The organism is Pseudomonas sp. KnCO4 (assembly GCF_045344305.1).
GTDB lineage: Bacteria > Pseudomonadota > Gammaproteobacteria > Pseudomonadales > Pseudomonadaceae > Aquipseudomonas > Aquipseudomonas anuradhapurensis.
Genome location: NZ_CP174199.1, coordinates 2,385,881 through 2,403,154, shown reverse-complemented (window position 1 = coordinate 2,403,154; position 17,274 = coordinate 2,385,881). Strand labels below are relative to the sequence as shown.

Below are 17,274 nucleotides of genomic sequence, written 5' to 3'. Positions count from 1 at the left end.
GCGATCAGCTTTGCCTCGCTCCGCGCAGATAACGCTGCAGCCTCAGGGCATCCCCCAGTGCAGCGCCGGAGGCAGTATTGTCGAAGATGCACCAGCTCGGCACGCCAGCGGCGCGGCTGCGTTGTAGCTGCTCGGCCAGGCGTTGCAGATAATCGTCGGCGTAGGCGCTGTGATAGATGCGCGGTTCGCCATGCAGGCGCCAGTAGACCAGGCCCGGCCAGCCGGCTGGCTGGGCGTCGCTGGCGAAACGTGCAGGGCTGGCGGCCACCTGGGCGATGTGCAGATCGACCAGCATCGACTGTGCGCCTTGCCAGCTGGCGTGCCTGGGTTCCAGCGCTACTGGCCCGGCATAGCGGGCGCGCAAGTCGGCAAAGAATTGCCAGGCGGTTTCGCGGGTGTAGTCCAGCGAAGGGGGCAATTGCACCAGCAGGCAGCCGAGCTGCTCGCCCAGCTGGCCGCACTGGGCGAGGAACGCTTCCAACGCTGGCATGGCCCCATGCAGGCGCTGCTCGGGGGTGATGCGCTTCGGCAGCTTCACGGCAAAGCGAAACTCCGCCGAAACGGACGCAGCCCAGCGGGCATAGGTATCAGGCCGATGCGGCCGGTAGAACGAACTGTTGATCTCGACTGCGTTCAAGCCCGTGGCGTAGCGCTGCAAGTGGCTGCCAGGGGCTGGAAACTCATCAGCGTACTGGCGAGGCAGGCTCCAACCTGCGCAACCCAGATGAATCATCACGTCGCCTCCCTGATCTTCCCCCGTGACGGGGTCCTTCAATGGAACACTCCAGCGGGCACGACGTTCCCTTGGCGACATCCAGTTGAACAGCTTGCGCCCCAGGGCGACCTAAGCCAGGTAACCAACCTGCAAGGAGCCACGCCATGATCGACCCCAACCACCCCGATCCGTATGTCGACGAGGTGCCGCACAACCCCGGCGAACCTGTACCCAAGCCGGAGCCGGACCAAGACGCGCCCGACTGGCCGGAGGGCCAGGTGCCACCCGAGGAACAGTCCGACGGTTGAGCCTCAACCGCCGAGCGACTCGGCGCTGAACGCCCGGCGCTCGGCCGCTACCCGCCGGGCGCGCCCTACTCCCCACACCAGCGCCCGGCTCATGGTTTCGCCGGGGCGCCGGGCATAGGCGCGTTCGTATAGCGCCGTGCCATCGGCCAGATACACGCCGATGAACAGCTGGGTTGCCCCGGTACGTGACAGGCGCGTCTGTACCTCCAGGCGGGTGCCGTCGTCGAGGGTTTCCTCGTGGACCTGATGGTGCAGGATCGGATCGCACCAGTTGCGGTACGTCTCGCCTCTCTTCTTCATGGGGCAGCCCTCGTTGGTGGTGTCTTCGATAGATCGTCGGGTTGCGCTGCCCAGTGCAAAAACAATCTGAACCTTCAGACAGCCGGCCAGGCCGGCCAACGTCGCACCTGGCCAACCACCGCTCGTCGCCTCTGCGCAGATTCCATACAACCTTCCCCCGCCTGCCCTTCTTCTAACTCAACAAGCCTGAACATTCGGTAACACAATACGGGACATACACATGGCAAAGGCATATACGGAAGCCGCCAGGCTGCTCGGCCTGCTGGTGCTCGGGGGCATCGCACTGCAGCTGTCGGGTTGCGACATGGTGCTGTTCAACCCCAAGGGCCAGGTCGGCCTGGAGCAGCGCAACCTGATCATCCTCGCCACGCTGCTGATGCTGATCGTGGTCCTCCCGGTGATGGTCATGGCACTGGTGTTCTCGGTGCATTACCGGGCCTCCAACGTCAAAGCGCGGTATACACCGGAGTGGAGCCACTCGCGCGCTATCGAGCTGGTGGTCTGGGGTGTGCCGCTGCTCATCATCATCGTCCTCGGTATCGTCACCTGGCGCTCCACCCACGCGCTGGACCCCTACCGCCCGCTGCAGTCCGAGGCCCGCCCGATCAAGGTGCAGGTGATCGCCACCGACTGGAAGTGGCTGTTCGTCTACCCCGAGCTGGGCATTGCCTCGGTCAACGAACTGGCCATGCCGGTGGATACACCGGTGGACTTCCGGGTGACCTCGGATGGCGCCATCACCTCGTTCTTCATCCCCGCCCTGGGCGGGCAGATCTACGCCATGGCCGGCATGCAGACGCAGCTGCACCTGATCGCCAACCATGCCGGCAGCTATACCGGCATCGCCGCCAACTACAACGGCCCCGGTTTTTCCGACATGCACTTCAAGGCCCTTGCCCTCGACCCGGCCGGCTTCGACGCCTGGGTGGCAAAGGTGCGTGGTTCGCAGCGCCGCCTCGACCAGGCCAGCTACACGCAGCTGGCCAAACCCAGTGTCGCCCACCCGGTGGAGCACTACGCCGCGGTCGACACGCAATTGTTCCAGTCACTGATCGACAAGTACCAGGGCGTCAAGCGCTCGCGCGAGGTCGAGCGACGCCTGAGCGACCCCCAAGGTGATGCGCCACAACCCGGCAAGGAGTAACGCACATGTTCGGAAAACTGACCTGGGATGCCATCCCTCTCGGCGAGCCCATCATCATGTACACCCTGGCGGTGGTCGGGCTGATCGGTATCGGCGGCGTGGGGGCAATCAGCTACAAGCGCAAGTGGACGTACCTGTGGCGGGAATGGTTCACCTCGGTGGACCACAAGCGCATCGGCGTGATGTACATCGTGGTCGCCCTGGTGATGCTGCTGCGCGGTTTCGCCGACGCGCTGATGATGCGCACCCAGCAGGCCATGGCCGCCGACGGTTCGCCGGGCTACCTGCCACCGGAGCACTACGACCAGATCTTCACCGCCCACGGGGTGATCATGATCTTCTTCATGGCCATGCCGTTCGTGGTCGGCCTGATGAACATCGTGGTGCCGTTGCAGATCGGTGCGCGCGACGTGGCCTATCCGTTCCTCAACGCGGTCAGCTTCTGGCTGTTCGTTGCCGGTGCCCTGCTGGTCAACATTTCCCTCGGTGTCGGCGAGTTCGCCCGCACCGGCTGGGTCGCCTACCCGCCATTGTCCGGCATCGGCTACAGCCCAGGCGTCGGCGTGGACTACTACATCTGGTCGCTACAGATATCCGGCATCGGCACCTTGCTCACGGGCCTGAACTTCTTCGTCACCATCCTCAAGATGCGCACCACCGGCATGACCCTGTTCCGCATGCCGGTGTTCACCTGGACCGTGCTGTGCACCTCGATCCTGATCCTGGCGGCCTTCCCCATCCTCACCGCGACGCTGTTCATGCTCAGCCTGGACCGCTACCTGGGGATGCACTTCTTCACCAACGAGCTGGGCGGCAACCCGATGATGTACATCAACCTCATCTGGGCCTGGGGCCACCCCGAGGTGTACATCCTGATTCTGCCGGCCTTCGGCATCTTCTCCGAAGTGGCATCGACCTTCTCGCGCAAGCGCCTGTTCGGCTACTACTCGCTGGTATGGGCGACCATCGTCATCACCGTGCTGTCGTTCATCGTCTGGGTGCACCATTTCTTCACCATGGGCGCCGGGCCCAACGTCAACGCGTTCTTCGGCATCATGACCATGATCATTGCCGTGCCGACCGGGGTGAAGATCTTCACCTGGCTGTTCACCATGTACCGTGGGCGGGTGCGCTTCGAGACACCGATGCTGTGGACCGTGGGCTTCATCGTCACCTTCAGCATCGGTGGCATGACCGGGGTACTGCTGGCGGTACCAGGTGCGGACTTCCTGCTGCACAACAGCCTGTTCCTGATCGCGCACTTCCATAACGTGATCATTGGCGGCGCGGTGTTCGGCTACCTGTGCGGCCTCACCTACTGGTTCCCCAAGGCCTTCGGCTTCAAGCTCTACGACCCGCTGGGCCGCGCGGCGTTCTGGTGCTGGCTGGTCGGCTTCTACTGCGCCTTCATGCCGTCCTACTTCCTTGGCTTCATGGGCATGACCCGGCGCCTGAACCACTTCGACGTGCCGGAGTGGCGGCCGTTGCTGCTGCTGGAGATGCTCGGCGTGCTGATCATCCTGTGCGGCGTGGCCTGCCAGGTCATGCAACTGGTGGTGAGCATCCGCAAGCGCCACGAAAACCGCGACCATACCGGCGACCCGTGGGACGGCCGGACCCTGGAATGGGCCACCGCCTCGCCGCCGCCGTTCTACAACTTCGCCGAGCAGCCCGTGGTACATGGCATCGATGCCTATTGGGGGATGAAGGAGAAAGGTGTGAAAACCCTGGTGGAAGCGGACTTCCGCAAGATCCACATGCCTTGCAACACCAGCCTCGGCGTGGTGCTTGGGGCACTCTCGACAGTGATGGGCTTTGCCCTGGTCTGGCACATCTGGTGGCTGGTGATCGCCAGCTTGCTGGCCACGGTGGCGACGCTGGTGGTGCGCAGCTATGACCAGCACACCGAATACTACGTGTCGGCCGAGGAAGTCGAGCGCGTGGAAACCGAACGGCGACAACTGCTGGCGGAGGCCTGAACCATGTCCCATATCGTGCTGAACGAAACTGCCCACCAGCAAGAGCAAGGCTACGAGGATGCCGGTTCCCTGAGCCTGTTCGGCTTCTGGATCTACCTGATGACCGACTGCATCCTGTTCGCCACCCTGTTCGCCACCTATGCCGTGCTGGGCCAGGCGGTGGCCGGCGGGCCGAGCGCGGCGGACATCTTCGAGCTGCCGTATGTACTGGTCGAAACCTTCCTGCTGCTGTTCAGCAGCATCAGCTACGGCTACGCCATGTTGGCCAATCACCGCAAGGACAAACGCCGGGTGCTGCAGTGGCTGGGGGTGACCTTCCTGCTCGGCCTGGGCTTCATCGCCATGGAACTCAACGAATTCCACCACCTGATCGCCGAAGGTGCCGGCCCGCAGCGTAGCGCGTTCCTCACCGGCTTCTTCACCCTGGTCGGCACCCATGGCCTGCATGTGCTGGTCGGCCTGGTGTGGATGGCCTTGCTGATGATCCAGGTGCAGCAACGCGGCCTGTGCTGCGTCAATTCCACACGCCTGAGCTGCCTGAGCCTGTTCTGGCACTTCCTCGACATCGTGTGGGTGTGCGTGTTTACCGTCGTCTACCTGTTCGGGGTGATCTGATGTCCAGTGAAAGCCAGGTCCACAGCAGTGCCGGTGCCAGCCAGAGCAGCCACCAATCCTACAACGTGGGTTTCCTGCTGGCCGCCATCCTTACCCTCGTGCCCTTCGGGCTGGCCATGTACCCGAGCCTGCCACGCCACCTGACGTTCCTGCTGGTGCTGGTCTGCGCGGTGGTGCAGATCCTCGTGCACATGCTGTTCTTCCTGCACCTGACCACCGCACGGGAACAGCGCTGGAGCCTGGTGGCGCTGGTGTTCACGGTGGTGATCATCGTGCTGCTGGTGGGGCTGTCGTTGTGGATCATGTACTACGTGCACGCCAACATGCTGGGTCTGTAGGCCCGGCCCCTGTCACCCGACCCTGACGGAAGGAGGCAAGCCCTCATGAGTGACCGCATCATCGCATTGTTCGCCGAGACCACGCTGTTCGGCATTTCCATCCTCAACCTGTTGCTGGCATTGGCCGTTGCCATCCTCACCTTCCTGGTCGCGCGGGCGGCCATCAGCTTCGTGCTGCGCCGGGTCCGGCGCTGGTCCGAACACGACGGCGTACTCAGCCAGGTGCTGGCCAAGGTGCTTGCGGGCACCAGCAATTTCCTCTTGTTGCTCGCCTCGCTGCTGGTGGGCTTGAGCATGCTCGACCTGCCCGAGCGTTGGCTGACGCGGGTCGGCAGCCTGTGGTTCGTGGTCGCGGCGTTGCAGATCGGGTTGTGGGCCAACCGTGCCATTGGCCTGGGCCTGAGCCGCTACTTCGCACGCCATGGCAACAGTGGCTTGAACCAGGGCAGCGCGCTGGCCACCCTGTCGGCCTGGGGCGCAAGGGTATTGCTGTGGTCCGTGGTGCTGCTGGCGATGTTGTCCAACCTCGGCGTCAATATCACCGCCTTCGTCGCCAGCCTGGGCGTGGGCGGTATCGCCGTCGCGCTGGCGGTGCAGAATATCCTCGGCGACCTGTTCGCCTCGTTGTCGATCGCCGTGGACAAGCCCTTCGAAGTGGGCGACTTCATCGTCATCGGCCCGCTGGCCGGTACGGTGGAACACGTCGGGCTGAAGACCACGCGCATCCGCAGCCTGGGTGGCGAACAGATCGTGATGGCCAACGCCAGCATGATCAGCAGCACCATCCAGAACTACAAACGCCTGCAGGAGCGGCGCATCGTGTTCGAGTTCGGCCTGTCGTACGACACGCCCACCGAGGCGGTGAAGAAGGCGCCGGCGATCGTCGAAGAAGCCATCAAGGCGCAGGGCCAGGTGCGCTTCGACCGCGCCCACCTGCGTGGCTTCGGCAAGGAGGCGCTGGAGTTCGAATGCGTGTACATCGTCGAGGACCCGGGCTACAACCTGTACATGGACATACAGCAGGCCATCAACTTCCGCCTGCTCGAGCGCTTCTCGAACATCGGCGCCAAGTTTGCCGTACCGGTGCGCGCGATCAAGGTCACTGCCCTGCCAGAAGAAGCCCGTACCCAGGAGCAAGGCCGCGGGAGCCTGGGTATCCGCGGAGCATGAAGGGGCGTCCTGCCCCGTTCATGCCGCGTGAGGTTCAGGGCTGCTGATAATGGCCCGGCGAGGTGCCGGGCTGATGATCGTGTTCCAGGCGCTGCACCTGCACATCGGTGAACGACGTTGCCTCGTTACGGTGCAGGCCCTGCAGGTAGTCACGCGCAGCCTCCCTGCTCAGGTCTTCTTCGTCACTGCGCAACTCACAGGTGCCCGGTTGGTTGTCGAGAATGTAGCTGATCAGGTACAGGTACTTGGCCATCGAAAAGCTCCTACTTGGCTGGATGGAAACGGACGACGCACTGGGTTGATCCGGGTGCGGACGATTCCGTTCAACAGCGATGACGGCTGGCTGCAGAACATCCGTTGCGGCGCATGAAGGCACCGGCTGCGCCGGTGATCGCGGCTGAAGCCGCTCCTACCGGTACAGCGTCAACCCGAAGCCGGCGCGGTTCACACCTGTAGGAGCGGATTTATCCGCGATGCAGGCGACGCGGTGGCTGGCACCGGCCATGCCCGCTGCCACCTGGATTGCCCATGCCTTCAGCTCCACAGCACCTGCTGCCATCCGTCGAGTGGTTCGACCGTTCCAGCCCTTACGGGCCTCACAACAGTACCTATCACTGGAACGGAGAGGTACTTGAAATGGCAACGGTACAAGACAACCTGCTGGACTGGCTGCGCGACGCCCATGCCATGGAGCAACAGGCCGAAAGCATGCTCAAGGGCCAGGCCGAACGCCTCGAGCACTACCCGCAGCTCAAGGGCCGTATCGTGCAGCACATCGAAGAAACCCAGGGCCAGCAACGCCTGCTGCTGGAATGCATCGAGCGGCTGGGTGGCAGCACATCCACCCTCAAGGACCTGGCCGGCAAGCTCATGGCGTTCGGCCAGGCTGTCGGGGGCATGGTCATGAGTGATGAAGTGGTCAAGGGCGCGATGTCTGGCTACGTGTTCGAGAACATGGAGATCGCCTCGTATACGGTACTGATCGAAGCGGCCGAGGCGGCGGGCGACAGCGCCACCGCCGAGGCGTGCAGGTCAATTCTGAAAGAAGAGGAAGCCATGGCGCAGTGGCTGAAGGAGCACCTGCCGGAGATCACCCGGGCGTTCCTGGCGCGCTCCGCTGACCCGGATGCCGAAGCCAAACGCTAGGAAGGGCCCGCAGCGGATCGCATGATCCGTTGCGGGGTTTCACTACAGTGGCTCGTCGCCGTTGACTTTGCCCAGTTCTGCCCCGGTCAGGGGCTGCAACTCGGGGTTGGACAGAGTTCTGGCCTTCATCGCTTCGGCCGCAGCCGCCGACTGTTCGTCGAGCTGTACCGTCGCCATGCCGTCGCCGCCGTCCACCGCCGGCTCGGGCTGGTCGACATAGATCCAGTCCTGGCCCTCGTTCCATGAGCCACGCATCTCACCGCCATGGGACATGTTGAAATAGGTGCGGTTGACTTCCGGGTCGCCCGGCAGCTTGCCCTGCGGGAAGTTCGGCTGGATCGAGTGCAAGGCTTTTTCGAACGACAGCTGGTGAGCGATTTCACGGCTCATCAGGAACCCCAACGCATCCTTGATACCCGGGTCGTCGGTGACGTTGATCAAGCGTTCATAGACGATTTTCGCCCTGGCCTCTGCGGCAATATTGGAACGCAGGTCCGCCGTCGGCTCGCCGATGGTGTCGATGTAGGCTGCGGTCCAGGGTATGCCACCGGAGTTGACCAGCGCCGCACCACCGCCATACAACAGGCTGGTGACATGCGAGTCGTTGCCAGCCCCGGTCAACGACCGGTACAACTCCCCTTCGGCTTCCACCCCTTCGGCCAGGCGCCCCTTGGCGCCCTTGTTCAGCATCACCACGATCGAGCCGATGATCTCCAGGTGGCTCAGCTCTTCGGTGGCAATGTCGAACAGCATGTCCTTGCGCCCCGGGTCATCCTCGGTCACCGCCTGGGTGAAGTAGCGCATCGCTGCGGCCAGTTCGCCCTGCGGGCCGCCGAACTGTTCCAGCAGCAGGTTCGCCAGCCCCGGGTTGGGCTGCGCGACGCGAACCGTATACTGCAGTCGCTTGTTGTGCATGAACATTGGCAAATCCTCATCAGCGTGCCGAGGCGGCCATGGCCGCCTCGGTCGGTTCAACGGTGCTCAGCGGTTGTCATCGCTGTTGCGGCCGCCGCCATGGCTGTGCTGGCCACCTTTGCGGCCGGCCTCGGAGGCCTTCTCGCGGTCGTTGGCAAAGTTGCCACCGGAAGCCTGCCCACCTTTCTGGCCTGCCTCGGAGGCGCGCTCAGGATCGTTCTTGAAGTTGCCACCGGACATCTGCCCGCCTTTATGGCCGGCCTCCGCAGCACGTTCAGGATCGTTCTTGAAATTGCCGCCCGACATCTGCCCGCCCTTGTGCCCGGCTTCAGCGGCGCGTTCAGGATCGTTCTTGAAGTTGCCACCCGATGCCTGGCCACCCTTGTGGCCGGCCTCCGATGCCTTCTCGCGATCGTTGGCGAAGTTGCCGGGGTTGGTGTTGGCGCTGCCGCCCTGGTTGCTGCGTTTGTCGTCGTTGCTAGCCATGATCGTTCACCTCATGTGGTTAACACAGGTTGGTCTGTGTTCACTAATGACCGAAGGCAAACGCTGCGGGATGAAAGTGATTTCGCTATCGCTGACGAAATGCTTTAAGCACTTGGACACAAGATATTCGGGCTAACAAACCCCCGACGCGGTATTGCTGGGATTTTGCATCCGCGGCACCAATTGCTGGCAAGCGGCCTTGTGTTGCACAAGGCCGCCCAAGGTTTCAAGCCTGGCCGATGCGGCAGACCGCTTCGATGGCTTCGACCAGCTCGTCGTACTGCACCGGCTTGGTCAGCCGACGATCGAACAGCGTTGCCTCGTCTGCCCGCTTGGCCTGGTTGGTGCCATAACCGCTCAGCGCGATCGTCGGGGTGAGACGGTGCTGTTTTTTCTCGCGCAAGGCGCTGACGAACTCATGCCCGTCCATTTCCGGCATGCCGATATCCGTCAGGATCACATCGAAACGTTTCTCGGCGGCTTCCTGCAGCGCCTGGCGTGGGTCGAGGTAGCTGCTGACCAGTGCGTCTTCCATTTCCAGCAGCATGCGCATCACGTCGACCACTTCCGGCGAATCGTCCACCAGCAGCACTCGCAACCCTTTCAACCGGCCATCACCATCCTCGGAGGGGTCGGCTGGTGGTAACTCGGGCTGAGCCTGGTTCGACAGCGGCAACTCGACGCTGAAGGTCGAGCCATGCCCCAACCCGGCCGACCGGGCGACCACGGTACCGCCATGGGCTTCGACCAACTGCCTGACCAAGGCCAGGCCGATACCCAGGCCATCGCGGCGGTGGCTGGCATGTTTGGCCTGTTTGAACAGGTCGAAGTGCTGGACAGGTCGGCAGCCGACAACCCCGGCCCGTTGTCGCTCACGTCCAGACGCGCGCAGTTTTCCGTGCGGCTCAGCATCACCCGCACGCGGGCTCTCTCGCCACTGAACTTCAGGGCATTGTTGAGCAGGTTCCACACCACCTGCTCGATCCGCGTCGGGTCACCATCGACCACCAGCGAGGTGCCCGGCTGGGGCAGCTCGAGGGTGATACGTGCCGACGGGTACTCCTCCGCAGCGATGGCATGGATCGACTTGACCAGGCCGACCAGGTCCAGCAACTGCTTCTTCAGTTTCAACTTGCCGGTGCGCAGGCGGGCCGTGTCGAGCAGGTCGTCGATGATGCGCGCCTGGCTGGTCACCGCGTCGTTGATGGTAGCGATGGCCTTGCTCGCCTGGACGGTGTTGCGTACCGCCGGTAGCCGACGAAGAATTTCGGCGTTGAGCTGAATCAGGTTGAGCGGATGCTTCAGTTCATGCGACATCACCGCAAAGAACTCGTCCTTGAGCATGCTGTCGCTCTGCGTCTCGGCCAGCTGTTTGCTTTGCTCGTCCTGCAGGCGCTTGTGCCCGGTGAGGTCGCGGGCAATCTTGACGAAGCCTGCGGTCTCGCCGCGCAACCGGGCTGTTTCGCCACTGCAATAGAAGCGGCTGCCGTCCTGGCGCACGTGCCAACGCTCGTCCTCCGCCCGGCCATGCTCCTGCGCGCGGCGCAATTCTGCTTCGGGCACGTCGGCGGCCTGGTCCTCGGCAGTGAACAGCACGCTGAAGTGGCTGCCGACAATCTCCTCGGGGCTGTAGCCGAAAATATACTCGGCGCCCCGGTTCCAGTCGCAGACAAGGCCGTTGCCGTCGAGGATGATGATGGCAAAATCCTGCGTGCTTTCCGCCACCAGGCGCATGCGTTCCTGGCCCAGGCGCAGGTCTTCTTCCGCTTCACGGCGCTTGGTGATGTCGATGAAGGTCAGCACCGTGCCGTCGATATGGTCTTCGCTGGAGCGGTAAGGCAGCAGCCGGGCAATGTACCAGCGCTGGTCGCTGCTGCTGACCTCGCGCTCCATCATGGTCAGCGACTCGTAGACGGCAGTGGCATCATCGGCCAGTTGCGGGTAGTCAAGCCGGTGCGTGATGTCCAGCAGCGAACGGCCAGTGTCCACCGGCAGCATGCTGAAAATATCCTTGGCCCGGGGGGTGAACCAGCGGATGTGCATGTTGCGGTCGACGAACACCGTGGCGATATCGGTGGAGGCGATCAGGTTGGCCAGGTAATCGTTGATCTTGTCGGTTTCCTCGACCTTGCTCTTGAGTTCGTAGTTGACCGTCAGCAGCTCTTCGTTGATCGACTGCAATTCTTCCTTGCTGGTTTCCAGCTCTTCGGTGGCGGAACGCAGCTCTTCGTTGATTGCCTGCATCTCTTCGTTCGAAGCCTTCAGCTCTTCGCTGGAAACCTCCGACTGCTCGATGGTTTCCTGCAGGTGCAACTTGGTGCGCTGCAGCTCGCTTTCGAGGCTGGCCATTACCTTGTTCTCGGTCAGCTGGTCGAACTCCAGCATCTGCTCGCCGATACTCACCGGCGCCGCGTTGAAGACAATGGTGCAGACTTCCTGCGCGGTTACATCGTCCTTGTAGGGCCGTACGGCGATGTCGAGCCAGTAGTCGGCATCGCCTTCACTGAAGCGTACCTTGCGCGACAGGGTAGCCTTGCCGCTCTGCTGCGCCTGGAACAGCGTGGTGCGCAACTCGAGCCGCAACTCGGGCATGATCAGCACCATCACGTTGCGCGCGACTTCGCCAGTCACGTAGCGCAGGAAACGCCCTGCCCCTTCGTTCATGTGCAGGATGTCGCCATTGCTGTCGACAATCATGCTGGGCGGCATCTGCTGGGCCATGGCCCGGTTATGGATGTCGGCGTAGGAAAACTTGCGCTGCACCTGTACCAGCGGCGCGGGCATCGCCAGGCTGGACAGGGTGAAGCCGCCCCTGGGCATGGTCGGGGCGCGGCGGTTCACGCTGGCGCCGACCTTGGCGCGGAAGATGCGGTTACGCTTGTCTACCGGGGTGAACAGTTCAGGGCAGGCATCGGCGGATTCCGACGAACCCATGAACAGATAGCCACCAGGCCGCAGCGCAAAGTGGAACATCTGCAGCATCTCCTTCTGGATATCGCGGTCCAGGTAGATGAGCAGGTTGCGGCAGACAATCAGGTCGATCTGCGAGAATGGCGGGTCGGACAGCAGGCTGTGCTTGGCGAACAAGACCTTTTCACGAACTTCCTTGCGCACCCGGTAATGCTCGTTTTCCTTGACGAAATACTGCCGCAGGCGCATCGGCGGCACGTCGGTGACGATGGCTTCCGAATACAGCCCGGCGCGGCCAACGGCAATCGCGCGCTCATCGATGTCGGTGGCAAACACCTGCAGCTTCAGCGGGTGGGATTCGAGCTTCTGGTGTTCCGCGCTCAGGATCGCCAGGCTGTAGGCCTCTTCGCCGGTCGAGCAGCCAGCGGACCAGATGCGCACCTCTTCACGGTTGTCTTCCTCGTCCCTGGCGCTGAGCAGCGAACCCAGCACATGGCGTTCGAGGGCTTCGAAGGCCTCGCGGTCGCGGAAGAAGTTGGTAACTCCGATCAGCATGTCGCCAAGCAGCTTCTTGGCTTCATCCGGGGTTTCTTCCAGGTAACGCAAGTAGCTGGGCAGATCCGGCTGGGTCGTCACTTGCAGCCTGCGCTCGATGCGGCGCAACACGGTTGCACGCTTGTAATGCTTGAAATCGTGCCCGGTGCGGTTACGCAAGGTGCGCAGGATGTCCTGAATGACCCGCTCCGCGTCCTCGCGTGCATGCTCCTCGGTCTGTGCAGACACCTTCAGGTCATGCGGAGCGGGCAACTTGATGGTCTGCGTGTTACGCCACAACTCCAGCAGCTTGTGCGGTAATTCTGCCACCGGCAACACCGCATCGACCATACCGGTGGCGATCGCCGCCAGCGGCATGCCGTCGAACTCGGCATCGTCCGGGCTCTGCACGATGGTGATGCCGCCCTGCTCCTTGATCCGCGACAGGCCCACCGCGCCGTCACTGCCGGTACCGGAAAGCACCAGGCAGAAACTGTATTCCTTGTGCACGTCCGCCAGGTCGCGGAAGAACAGGTCGATGGCAATATGCTTGCCCAATGGCCGGGTCGACGGCACCACTTTCAGGTAGCCATCATTCATTGCCAATTGACTGGCGGGCGATATCACGTAGACATGATTCGGCTCGATGCGCGAAGTGCCCGTTACCTGAATGACCGGCATGGCAGTGGAGGCCTGCAGGATCTTGTCCGCCACGCTTTCGTGGTCTGGCGACAGGTGCAGGACGATGACGAACGCCATGTCGCTGTTTGCCGGCATGTGTTCAAAAAATACTTTCAGGGCGGCAAGCCCGCCAGCAGAGGCACCGATGCCTACTACCGGGAAATTGAGATGACTTGGCACAATCCCGTCCCGCTCAGGCTTGGAGCTGGGAGAAGGTTTGATCGTCCTTTTCATTGTTTGCACTCGTATTCGATGAAACCCTGGCGAGACAGTGTGTTCTCGTGAGACTGGCGCAGGAGAGTAAAGCGTCAATGATAACAAGTATTGATCTGCCGGGCGGTCATGGGTGGCGGATTCGCAGATTTGCGATACAGGGCAGATCCAGCGGGGTTAGTTGCGCCTTAAGGTCTACAGAAATTCAACTTTGTATAAGTTAACAGGCGCTTGTGCAGTCCTCGTGCACCGGCCAGGAAGCCACGGCAGCGGCCGCGCCGGGGTCCGCGCGCCCTCGCTACTAAAATGGGCGTGCAAGCTGGAGCGACTATGGGTGCCGGCGCCGCGTGCCCAGTTCGATCCAGGTTGGCGCATGGTCGCTGGCCTTGGCTTCGTTACGCACCCAGGCATCGACGCCCGCGCGCTTCAGGTAGGGCGCCAGGTCAGAGTTGAGCAACAAATGGTCGATACGAAGGCCGGCGTTGCGTGCCCAGTGGTTGCGGAAATAATCCCAGAATGTATAGATACGTTCGTCGGGGTAGAGATGGCGGATCGCATCGACCCAGCCCTGCCCAAGCAGCCGGGCGAAGCACGCCCGCGACTCGGGTTGCAGCAAGGCATCCTTCAACCAGGAGCGCGGGTTGTAGATATCCATGTCGGTGGGTACCACATTGAAATCACCCGCCATCACCGTCGGGTGGCCGCTGCCGTACAAACCCTGCGCGTGCTGGATCAGGCATTCGAACCAACGCAGCTTGTAGTCGAATTTCGGCCCCGGTTGCGGGTTGCCGTTCGGCAGGTACAGGCATGCCACCAGCACGCCATGCACTGCCGCTTCCAGATAGCGGCTTTGCGTATCGTCCTCCATGCCTGGCAGGCCACGACGCACCTCCAGCGGCTCGCTGCCCCGCGCCAGGATGGCCACGCCGTTCCACGATGGCTGGCCCTGGTAGACGCAACCGTAACCCGCCGCTTCGAGTGCCTGGCGGGGAAATTGCTGATCCGCCGCCTTGAGTTCCTGCAGGCAGGCGATGTCCGGCTGCTCCCGTTCCAGCCAGGCCAGCAAGGCCGGCAGGCGGCTGCGGATGCCATTGATGTTGAACGTGGCGATCTTCAGCGCTTTCATGCGTCAGGGTCGCTGACATGGGCCTGCACGGCGTCTTCCAGGGCATGCACATGGGCATCGTCGGCCAGTGCCTTGAGGGCCAGCCAGTCGTCCCAGTCAATGGCGCCGTCGTCGCGCAGGGCTTCAGCGGTGCGCACCAGCTCGTGGTGGTAGGCGTCCGGTGACTCGCGCCGGTAACTGATGTCGTCGTACTGGGCATACCAGGCCGCAAGCTCGGGGATGCTGCGTTCAATGCTCATCAAGAAGCCCTCACTGTACCCTTTGCAGGTAAGAGCGCCGTGATCGTGCGACGTTCAACTTCAACGCGACCGACCGTGCGTCCCGGGCCTGCGAAAAAAACAACTTCCCGACCATTGCCAGGGTCACAAGCTACAGGCGCACCTGGAGACGAGATCATGAAATTCGCCCAATTCTGCCAATGGTTGTCCAACCACGCCGGACGACCGCAGACCTTCCTCATCGCCTTGCTGCTCATCGTGGTATGGGGCCTCACCGGGCCGTGGTTCCATTACAACGATACCTGGCAGCTGATCATCAACACCTCCACCACCATTATTACCTTCCTCATGGTGTTCCTGATCCAGAACACCCAGAACCGCGACAACGACATCATTCATGTCAAGCTAGACGAGCTGATCCGTGCAACCAAGCATACCGAGATGTCAGTCCTCGACCTGGAAGACATGGACAGCAAGAAGCTGCAGGCGCTACGCAAGGAATACCGGGCCCTGGCTGAAGGCAAGCAAGCCGCAGGCGGGCCACCCGGCGTTGAGCAGCAACAGCCGGAGCAACGGCTGGGCGACCAGCAGCGCTAGGTCGCGGGCAACACAGGTGAAACTTTCCCGAGCTGTGCCAAGTCCAGACCCCTATCGATGACAGCCCAGGAGAACAGCATGACTGGCACGGTAGGCGACTTTCTGGTGGAACGCTTGTACCAATGGGGCGTAAGGCGCATCTTCGGTTACCCAGGCGATGGCATCAATGGCGTGTTCGGCGCACTGGCCAGGGCCAATGGCAAGATCCAGTTCATCCAGGCTCGCCATGAGGAGATGGCCGCCTTCATGGCCAGCGCGCATGCCAAGTTCACCGGCGAGCTGGGCGTGTGCATGGCCACCTCCGGCCCCGGCGCTTCGCACCTGCTGACCGGCCTGTACGACGCGCGCATGGACCACCAGCCGGTGCTGGCGATCGTCGGCCAGCAGGCCCGTGCGGCACTGGGCGGGCACTACCAGCAGGAACTGGACCTGTTGTCGATGTTCAAGGACGTGGCCGGTGCCTTCGTCCAGCAGGCCTCGACGCCCGCGCAGGTACGCCATCTGCTCGACCGCGCGGTACGTACCGCCGTCGGCGAACGCCGAGTCACCGCCATCATCCTGCCCAACGACCTGCAGGACCTGCCCTATCACGAACCGCCCAAGGCACACGGCACTGTGCATTCCGGCATCGGCTACAGCAGGCCCAGGGTGCTGCCCTTCGAGGCAGACCTGCAGCGCGCGGCCGAGGTGCTCAATGCCGGGCGCAAGGTGGCGATGCTGGTCGGCGCCGGTGCCCTGCAGGCAAGCGAGCAGGTCATGGCGGTAGCCGAGAAGCTCGGTGCAGGGGTGGCCAAGGCGCTGCTGGGCAAGGCCGTGCTGCCCGACGACCTGCCGTGGGTCACCGGCGCCATCGGCCTGCTCGGCACCGAACCCAGCTACCAGCTGATGAGCGAATGCGACACCCTGCTGATGATCGGCTCCGGCTTCCCCTATTCCGAATTCCTGCCGCGCGAAGGCCAGGCCCGCGGCGTACAGATCGACCTGCAGCCGGACATGCTCAGCTTGCGCTACCCGATGGAGGTGAACCTGGTTGGCGATGCCGGTGAAACCCTGGCTGCGTTGTTGCCGCTGCTTGAGCACAAGCGCGAACGGGGCTGGCGCGACAGGATCGAAAGCTGGCGTGCGCAGTGGGACAAGACCCTGGCCAAACGCGCCCAGGCCACAGCCGAGCCGCTCAACCCGCAGCGCGTGGTGTACGAGCTCTCCCCGCGCCTGCCGGACCAGGCCATTGTCACCAGTGATTCCGGTTCCTGTGCCAACTGGTTCGCCCGCGACCTGCAGGTTCGCCGGGGCATGCAATGTTCGCTGTCCGGTGGCCTGGCCAGCATGGGCGCAGCCGTGCCCTACGCCATCGCCGCCAAGCTCGCCCACCCGCAGCGCTGCGTGGTGGCGCTGGTCGGTGACGGCGCGATGCAGATGAACAACCTGGCCGAGCTGATTACCGTGGCGAAGTACTGGCAGCAATGGCAGAACCCACAGTGGATCTGCGCGGTATTCAACAACGAAGACCTCAACCAGGTTACCTGGGAACAACGGGTCATGGAGGGCGACCCGAAGTTCGAAGCCTCACAGTCGATACCGGATGTGCCCTATCACCTGTTCGCCCTGTCCATTGGCCTGCAGGGCATCTACGTGGATCGCGAGGAAGACATCATCCCCGCCTGGGAGCGGGCGTTGGCGGCGGACCGGCCGGTATTGATCGAGTTCAAGACCGACCCGAACGTGCCGCCGCTGCCGCCGCACATCAAGCTGGAGCAGGCGAAGAAATTCGCCAGCAGCTTGCTCAAGGGCGACCCTGACCAGGCCGGCGTCATCCTGCAGACGGCCAGGCAAGTCCTCAGTTCGGTATTGCCTGGCAAGAAATGAGCAACCGGGTAGC

Annotated in this window: 16 protein-coding genes and 1 pseudogene; 9 read left to right on the top strand and 8 right to left on the bottom strand. The window is 62.9% G+C overall.

What is annotated here, in order from left to right; all coding sequences use genetic code 11:
- Nucleotides 1–4 precede the first annotated feature (4 nt).
- Nucleotides 5–733, bottom strand: a complete 729-nt coding sequence (locus ACJA3S_RS11305) for a DUF72 domain-containing protein (RefSeq protein WP_406822238.1) — start codon at nt 731–733, stop codon at nt 5–7.
- A gap of 146 nt (nt 734–879) precedes the next feature.
- Between ACJA3S_RS11305 and ACJA3S_RS11300 the strand changes: the two genes are divergently transcribed.
- Nucleotides 880–1,023, top strand: coding sequence for a hypothetical protein (locus tag ACJA3S_RS11300; RefSeq protein WP_406821892.1), 144 nt, complete (start codon nt 880–882; stop codon nt 1,021–1,023).
- 3 nt (nt 1,024–1,026) lie between these two features.
- Here ACJA3S_RS11300 and ACJA3S_RS11295 read toward each other — a convergent pair whose 3' ends face one another.
- Nucleotides 1,027–1,323 (bottom strand): hypothetical protein, encoded by a 297-nt coding sequence (locus tag ACJA3S_RS11295; RefSeq protein WP_406821891.1) that lies wholly within the window; start codon nt 1,321–1,323, stop codon nt 1,027–1,029.
- Between the two features lie 304 nt (nt 1,324–1,627).
- Between ACJA3S_RS11295 and cyoA the strand changes: the two genes are divergently transcribed.
- The 5 genes from cyoA to ACJA3S_RS11270 are packed head-to-tail and all read left to right on the top strand — an operon-like array spanning nt 1,628 to nt 6,569.
- Complete coding sequence (gene cyoA / locus ACJA3S_RS11290) at nt 1,628–2,467, top strand: ubiquinol oxidase subunit II (protein ID WP_406822237.1); 840 nt, start codon at nt 1,628–1,630, stop codon at nt 2,465–2,467.
- 5 nt (nt 2,468–2,472) lie between these two features.
- On the top strand, nt 2,473–4,446 hold the full coding sequence (gene cyoB / locus ACJA3S_RS11285; protein WP_170029567.1) for a cytochrome o ubiquinol oxidase subunit I: 1,974 nt from the start codon (nt 2,473–2,475) through the stop codon (nt 4,444–4,446).
- A 3-nt stretch (nt 4,447–4,449) separates the two neighbouring features.
- Complete coding sequence (cyoC, locus tag ACJA3S_RS11280) at nt 4,450–5,061, top strand: cytochrome o ubiquinol oxidase subunit III (protein ID WP_170029566.1); 612 nt, start codon at nt 4,450–4,452, stop codon at nt 5,059–5,061.
- The gene (cyoD, locus tag ACJA3S_RS11275; RefSeq protein WP_170029565.1) at nt 5,061–5,399 is read left to right on the top strand and encodes a cytochrome o ubiquinol oxidase subunit IV; all 339 of its coding nucleotides are present in this window, start codon (nt 5,061–5,063) and stop codon (nt 5,397–5,399) included. The genes cyoC and cyoD overlap by 1 nt, the downstream gene beginning before the upstream one ends.
- A gap of 45 nt (nt 5,400–5,444) precedes the next feature.
- Nucleotides 5,445–6,569 carry a mechanosensitive ion channel family protein gene (locus tag ACJA3S_RS11270; protein WP_406821890.1) on the top strand — a complete coding sequence of 375 codons (1,125 nt, stop codon included), beginning with the start codon at nt 5,445–5,447 and terminating at the stop codon, nt 6,567–6,569.
- A gap of 34 nt (nt 6,570–6,603) precedes the next feature.
- Here ACJA3S_RS11270 and ACJA3S_RS11265 read toward each other — a convergent pair whose 3' ends face one another.
- Complete coding sequence (locus ACJA3S_RS11265) at nt 6,604–6,822, bottom strand: hypothetical protein (RefSeq protein WP_406821889.1); 219 nt, start codon at nt 6,820–6,822, stop codon at nt 6,604–6,606.
- Nucleotides 6,823–7,205: 383 nt separating this feature from the next.
- Between ACJA3S_RS11265 and ACJA3S_RS11260 the strand changes: the two genes are divergently transcribed.
- Nucleotides 7,206–7,715 carry a ferritin-like domain-containing protein gene (locus ACJA3S_RS11260; protein ID WP_170029562.1) on the top strand — a complete coding sequence of 170 codons (510 nt, stop codon included), beginning with the start codon at nt 7,206–7,208 and terminating at the stop codon, nt 7,713–7,715.
- A gap of 42 nt (nt 7,716–7,757) precedes the next feature.
- On the opposite strand, the gene ACJA3S_RS11255 is transcribed toward ACJA3S_RS11260, so the two are convergent.
- From ACJA3S_RS11255 to ACJA3S_RS11235, 5 genes and pseudogenes are all read right to left on the bottom strand, one after another.
- The gene (locus tag ACJA3S_RS11255; protein WP_289131267.1) at nt 7,758–8,636 is read right to left on the bottom strand and encodes a manganese catalase family protein; all 879 of its coding nucleotides are present in this window, start codon (nt 8,634–8,636) and stop codon (nt 7,758–7,760) included.
- Nucleotides 8,637–8,696: 60 nt separating this feature from the next.
- Nucleotides 8,697–9,116: a general stress protein gene (locus tag ACJA3S_RS11250; protein ID WP_170029560.1), complete on the bottom strand. Its 420-nt coding sequence runs from the start codon at nt 9,114–9,116 to the stop codon at nt 8,697–8,699.
- A 226-nt stretch (nt 9,117–9,342) separates the two neighbouring features.
- A pseudogene (locus tag ACJA3S_RS11245) lies at nt 9,343–13,475 on the bottom strand (CheR family methyltransferase).
- A gap of 307 nt (nt 13,476–13,782) precedes the next feature.
- On the bottom strand, nt 13,783–14,580 hold the full coding sequence (gene xth / locus ACJA3S_RS11240; RefSeq protein ID WP_406821888.1) for an exodeoxyribonuclease III: 798 nt from the start codon (nt 14,578–14,580) through the stop codon (nt 13,783–13,785).
- Complete coding sequence (locus tag ACJA3S_RS11235; protein WP_186674449.1) at nt 14,577–14,819, bottom strand: hypothetical protein; 243 nt, start codon at nt 14,817–14,819, stop codon at nt 14,577–14,579. The genes xth and ACJA3S_RS11235 overlap by 4 nt, the downstream gene beginning before the upstream one ends.
- 156 nt (nt 14,820–14,975) lie before the next feature.
- On the opposite strand from ACJA3S_RS11235, the gene ACJA3S_RS11230 reads away from it, so the two are divergent.
- Both ACJA3S_RS11230 and ACJA3S_RS11225 read left to right on the top strand, forming a co-directional pair.
- The gene (locus ACJA3S_RS11230; protein WP_406821887.1) at nt 14,976–15,395 is read left to right on the top strand and encodes a low affinity iron permease family protein; all 420 of its coding nucleotides are present in this window, start codon (nt 14,976–14,978) and stop codon (nt 15,393–15,395) included.
- A gap of 78 nt (nt 15,396–15,473) precedes the next feature.
- Entirely contained in the window at nt 15,474–17,261 is a 1,788-nt protein-coding gene (locus ACJA3S_RS11225; protein ID WP_406821886.1) for a thiamine pyrophosphate-requiring protein, read from the top strand.
- The last annotated feature ends 13 nt before the right edge of the window (nt 17,262–17,274 follow it).

Excerpts from the sequence above, each read along its gene's own strand:
- ACJA3S_RS11305 (WP_406822238.1), bottom strand. The coding sequence starts at position 733 with ATGATTCATCTGGGTTGCGCAGGTTGGAGCCTGCCTCGCCAGTACGCT.
- ACJA3S_RS11300 (WP_406821892.1), top strand. The coding sequence starts at position 880 with ATGATCGACCCCAACCACCCCGATCCGTATGTCGACGAGGTGCCGCAC.
- ACJA3S_RS11295 (WP_406821891.1), bottom strand. The coding sequence starts at position 1,323 with ATGAAGAAGAGAGGCGAGACGTACCGCAACTGGTGCGATCCGATCCTG.
- cyoA (WP_406822237.1), top strand. The coding sequence starts at position 1,628 with ATGGTGCTGTTCAACCCCAAGGGCCAGGTCGGCCTGGAGCAGCGCAAC.
- cyoB (WP_170029567.1), top strand. The coding sequence starts at position 2,473 with ATGTTCGGAAAACTGACCTGGGATGCCATCCCTCTCGGCGAGCCCATC.
- cyoC (WP_170029566.1), top strand. The coding sequence starts at position 4,450 with ATGTCCCATATCGTGCTGAACGAAACTGCCCACCAGCAAGAGCAAGGC.
- cyoD (WP_170029565.1), top strand. The coding sequence starts at position 5,061 with ATGTCCAGTGAAAGCCAGGTCCACAGCAGTGCCGGTGCCAGCCAGAGC.
- ACJA3S_RS11270 (WP_406821890.1), top strand. The coding sequence starts at position 5,445 with ATGAGTGACCGCATCATCGCATTGTTCGCCGAGACCACGCTGTTCGGC.
- ACJA3S_RS11265 (WP_406821889.1), bottom strand. The coding sequence starts at position 6,822 with ATGGCCAAGTACCTGTACCTGATCAGCTACATTCTCGACAACCAACCG.
- ACJA3S_RS11260 (WP_170029562.1), top strand. The coding sequence starts at position 7,206 with ATGGCAACGGTACAAGACAACCTGCTGGACTGGCTGCGCGACGCCCAT.
- ACJA3S_RS11255 (WP_289131267.1), bottom strand. The coding sequence starts at position 8,636 with ATGTTCATGCACAACAAGCGACTGCAGTATACGGTTCGCGTCGCGCAG.
- ACJA3S_RS11250 (WP_170029560.1), bottom strand. The coding sequence starts at position 9,116 with ATGGCTAGCAACGACGACAAACGCAGCAACCAGGGCGGCAGCGCCAAC.
- xth (WP_406821888.1), bottom strand. The coding sequence starts at position 14,580 with ATGAAAGCGCTGAAGATCGCCACGTTCAACATCAATGGCATCCGCAGC.
- ACJA3S_RS11235 (WP_186674449.1), bottom strand. The coding sequence starts at position 14,819 with ATGAGCATTGAACGCAGCATCCCCGAGCTTGCGGCCTGGTATGCCCAG.
- ACJA3S_RS11230 (WP_406821887.1), top strand. The coding sequence starts at position 14,976 with ATGAAATTCGCCCAATTCTGCCAATGGTTGTCCAACCACGCCGGACGA.
- ACJA3S_RS11225 (WP_406821886.1), top strand. The coding sequence starts at position 15,474 with ATGACTGGCACGGTAGGCGACTTTCTGGTGGAACGCTTGTACCAATGG.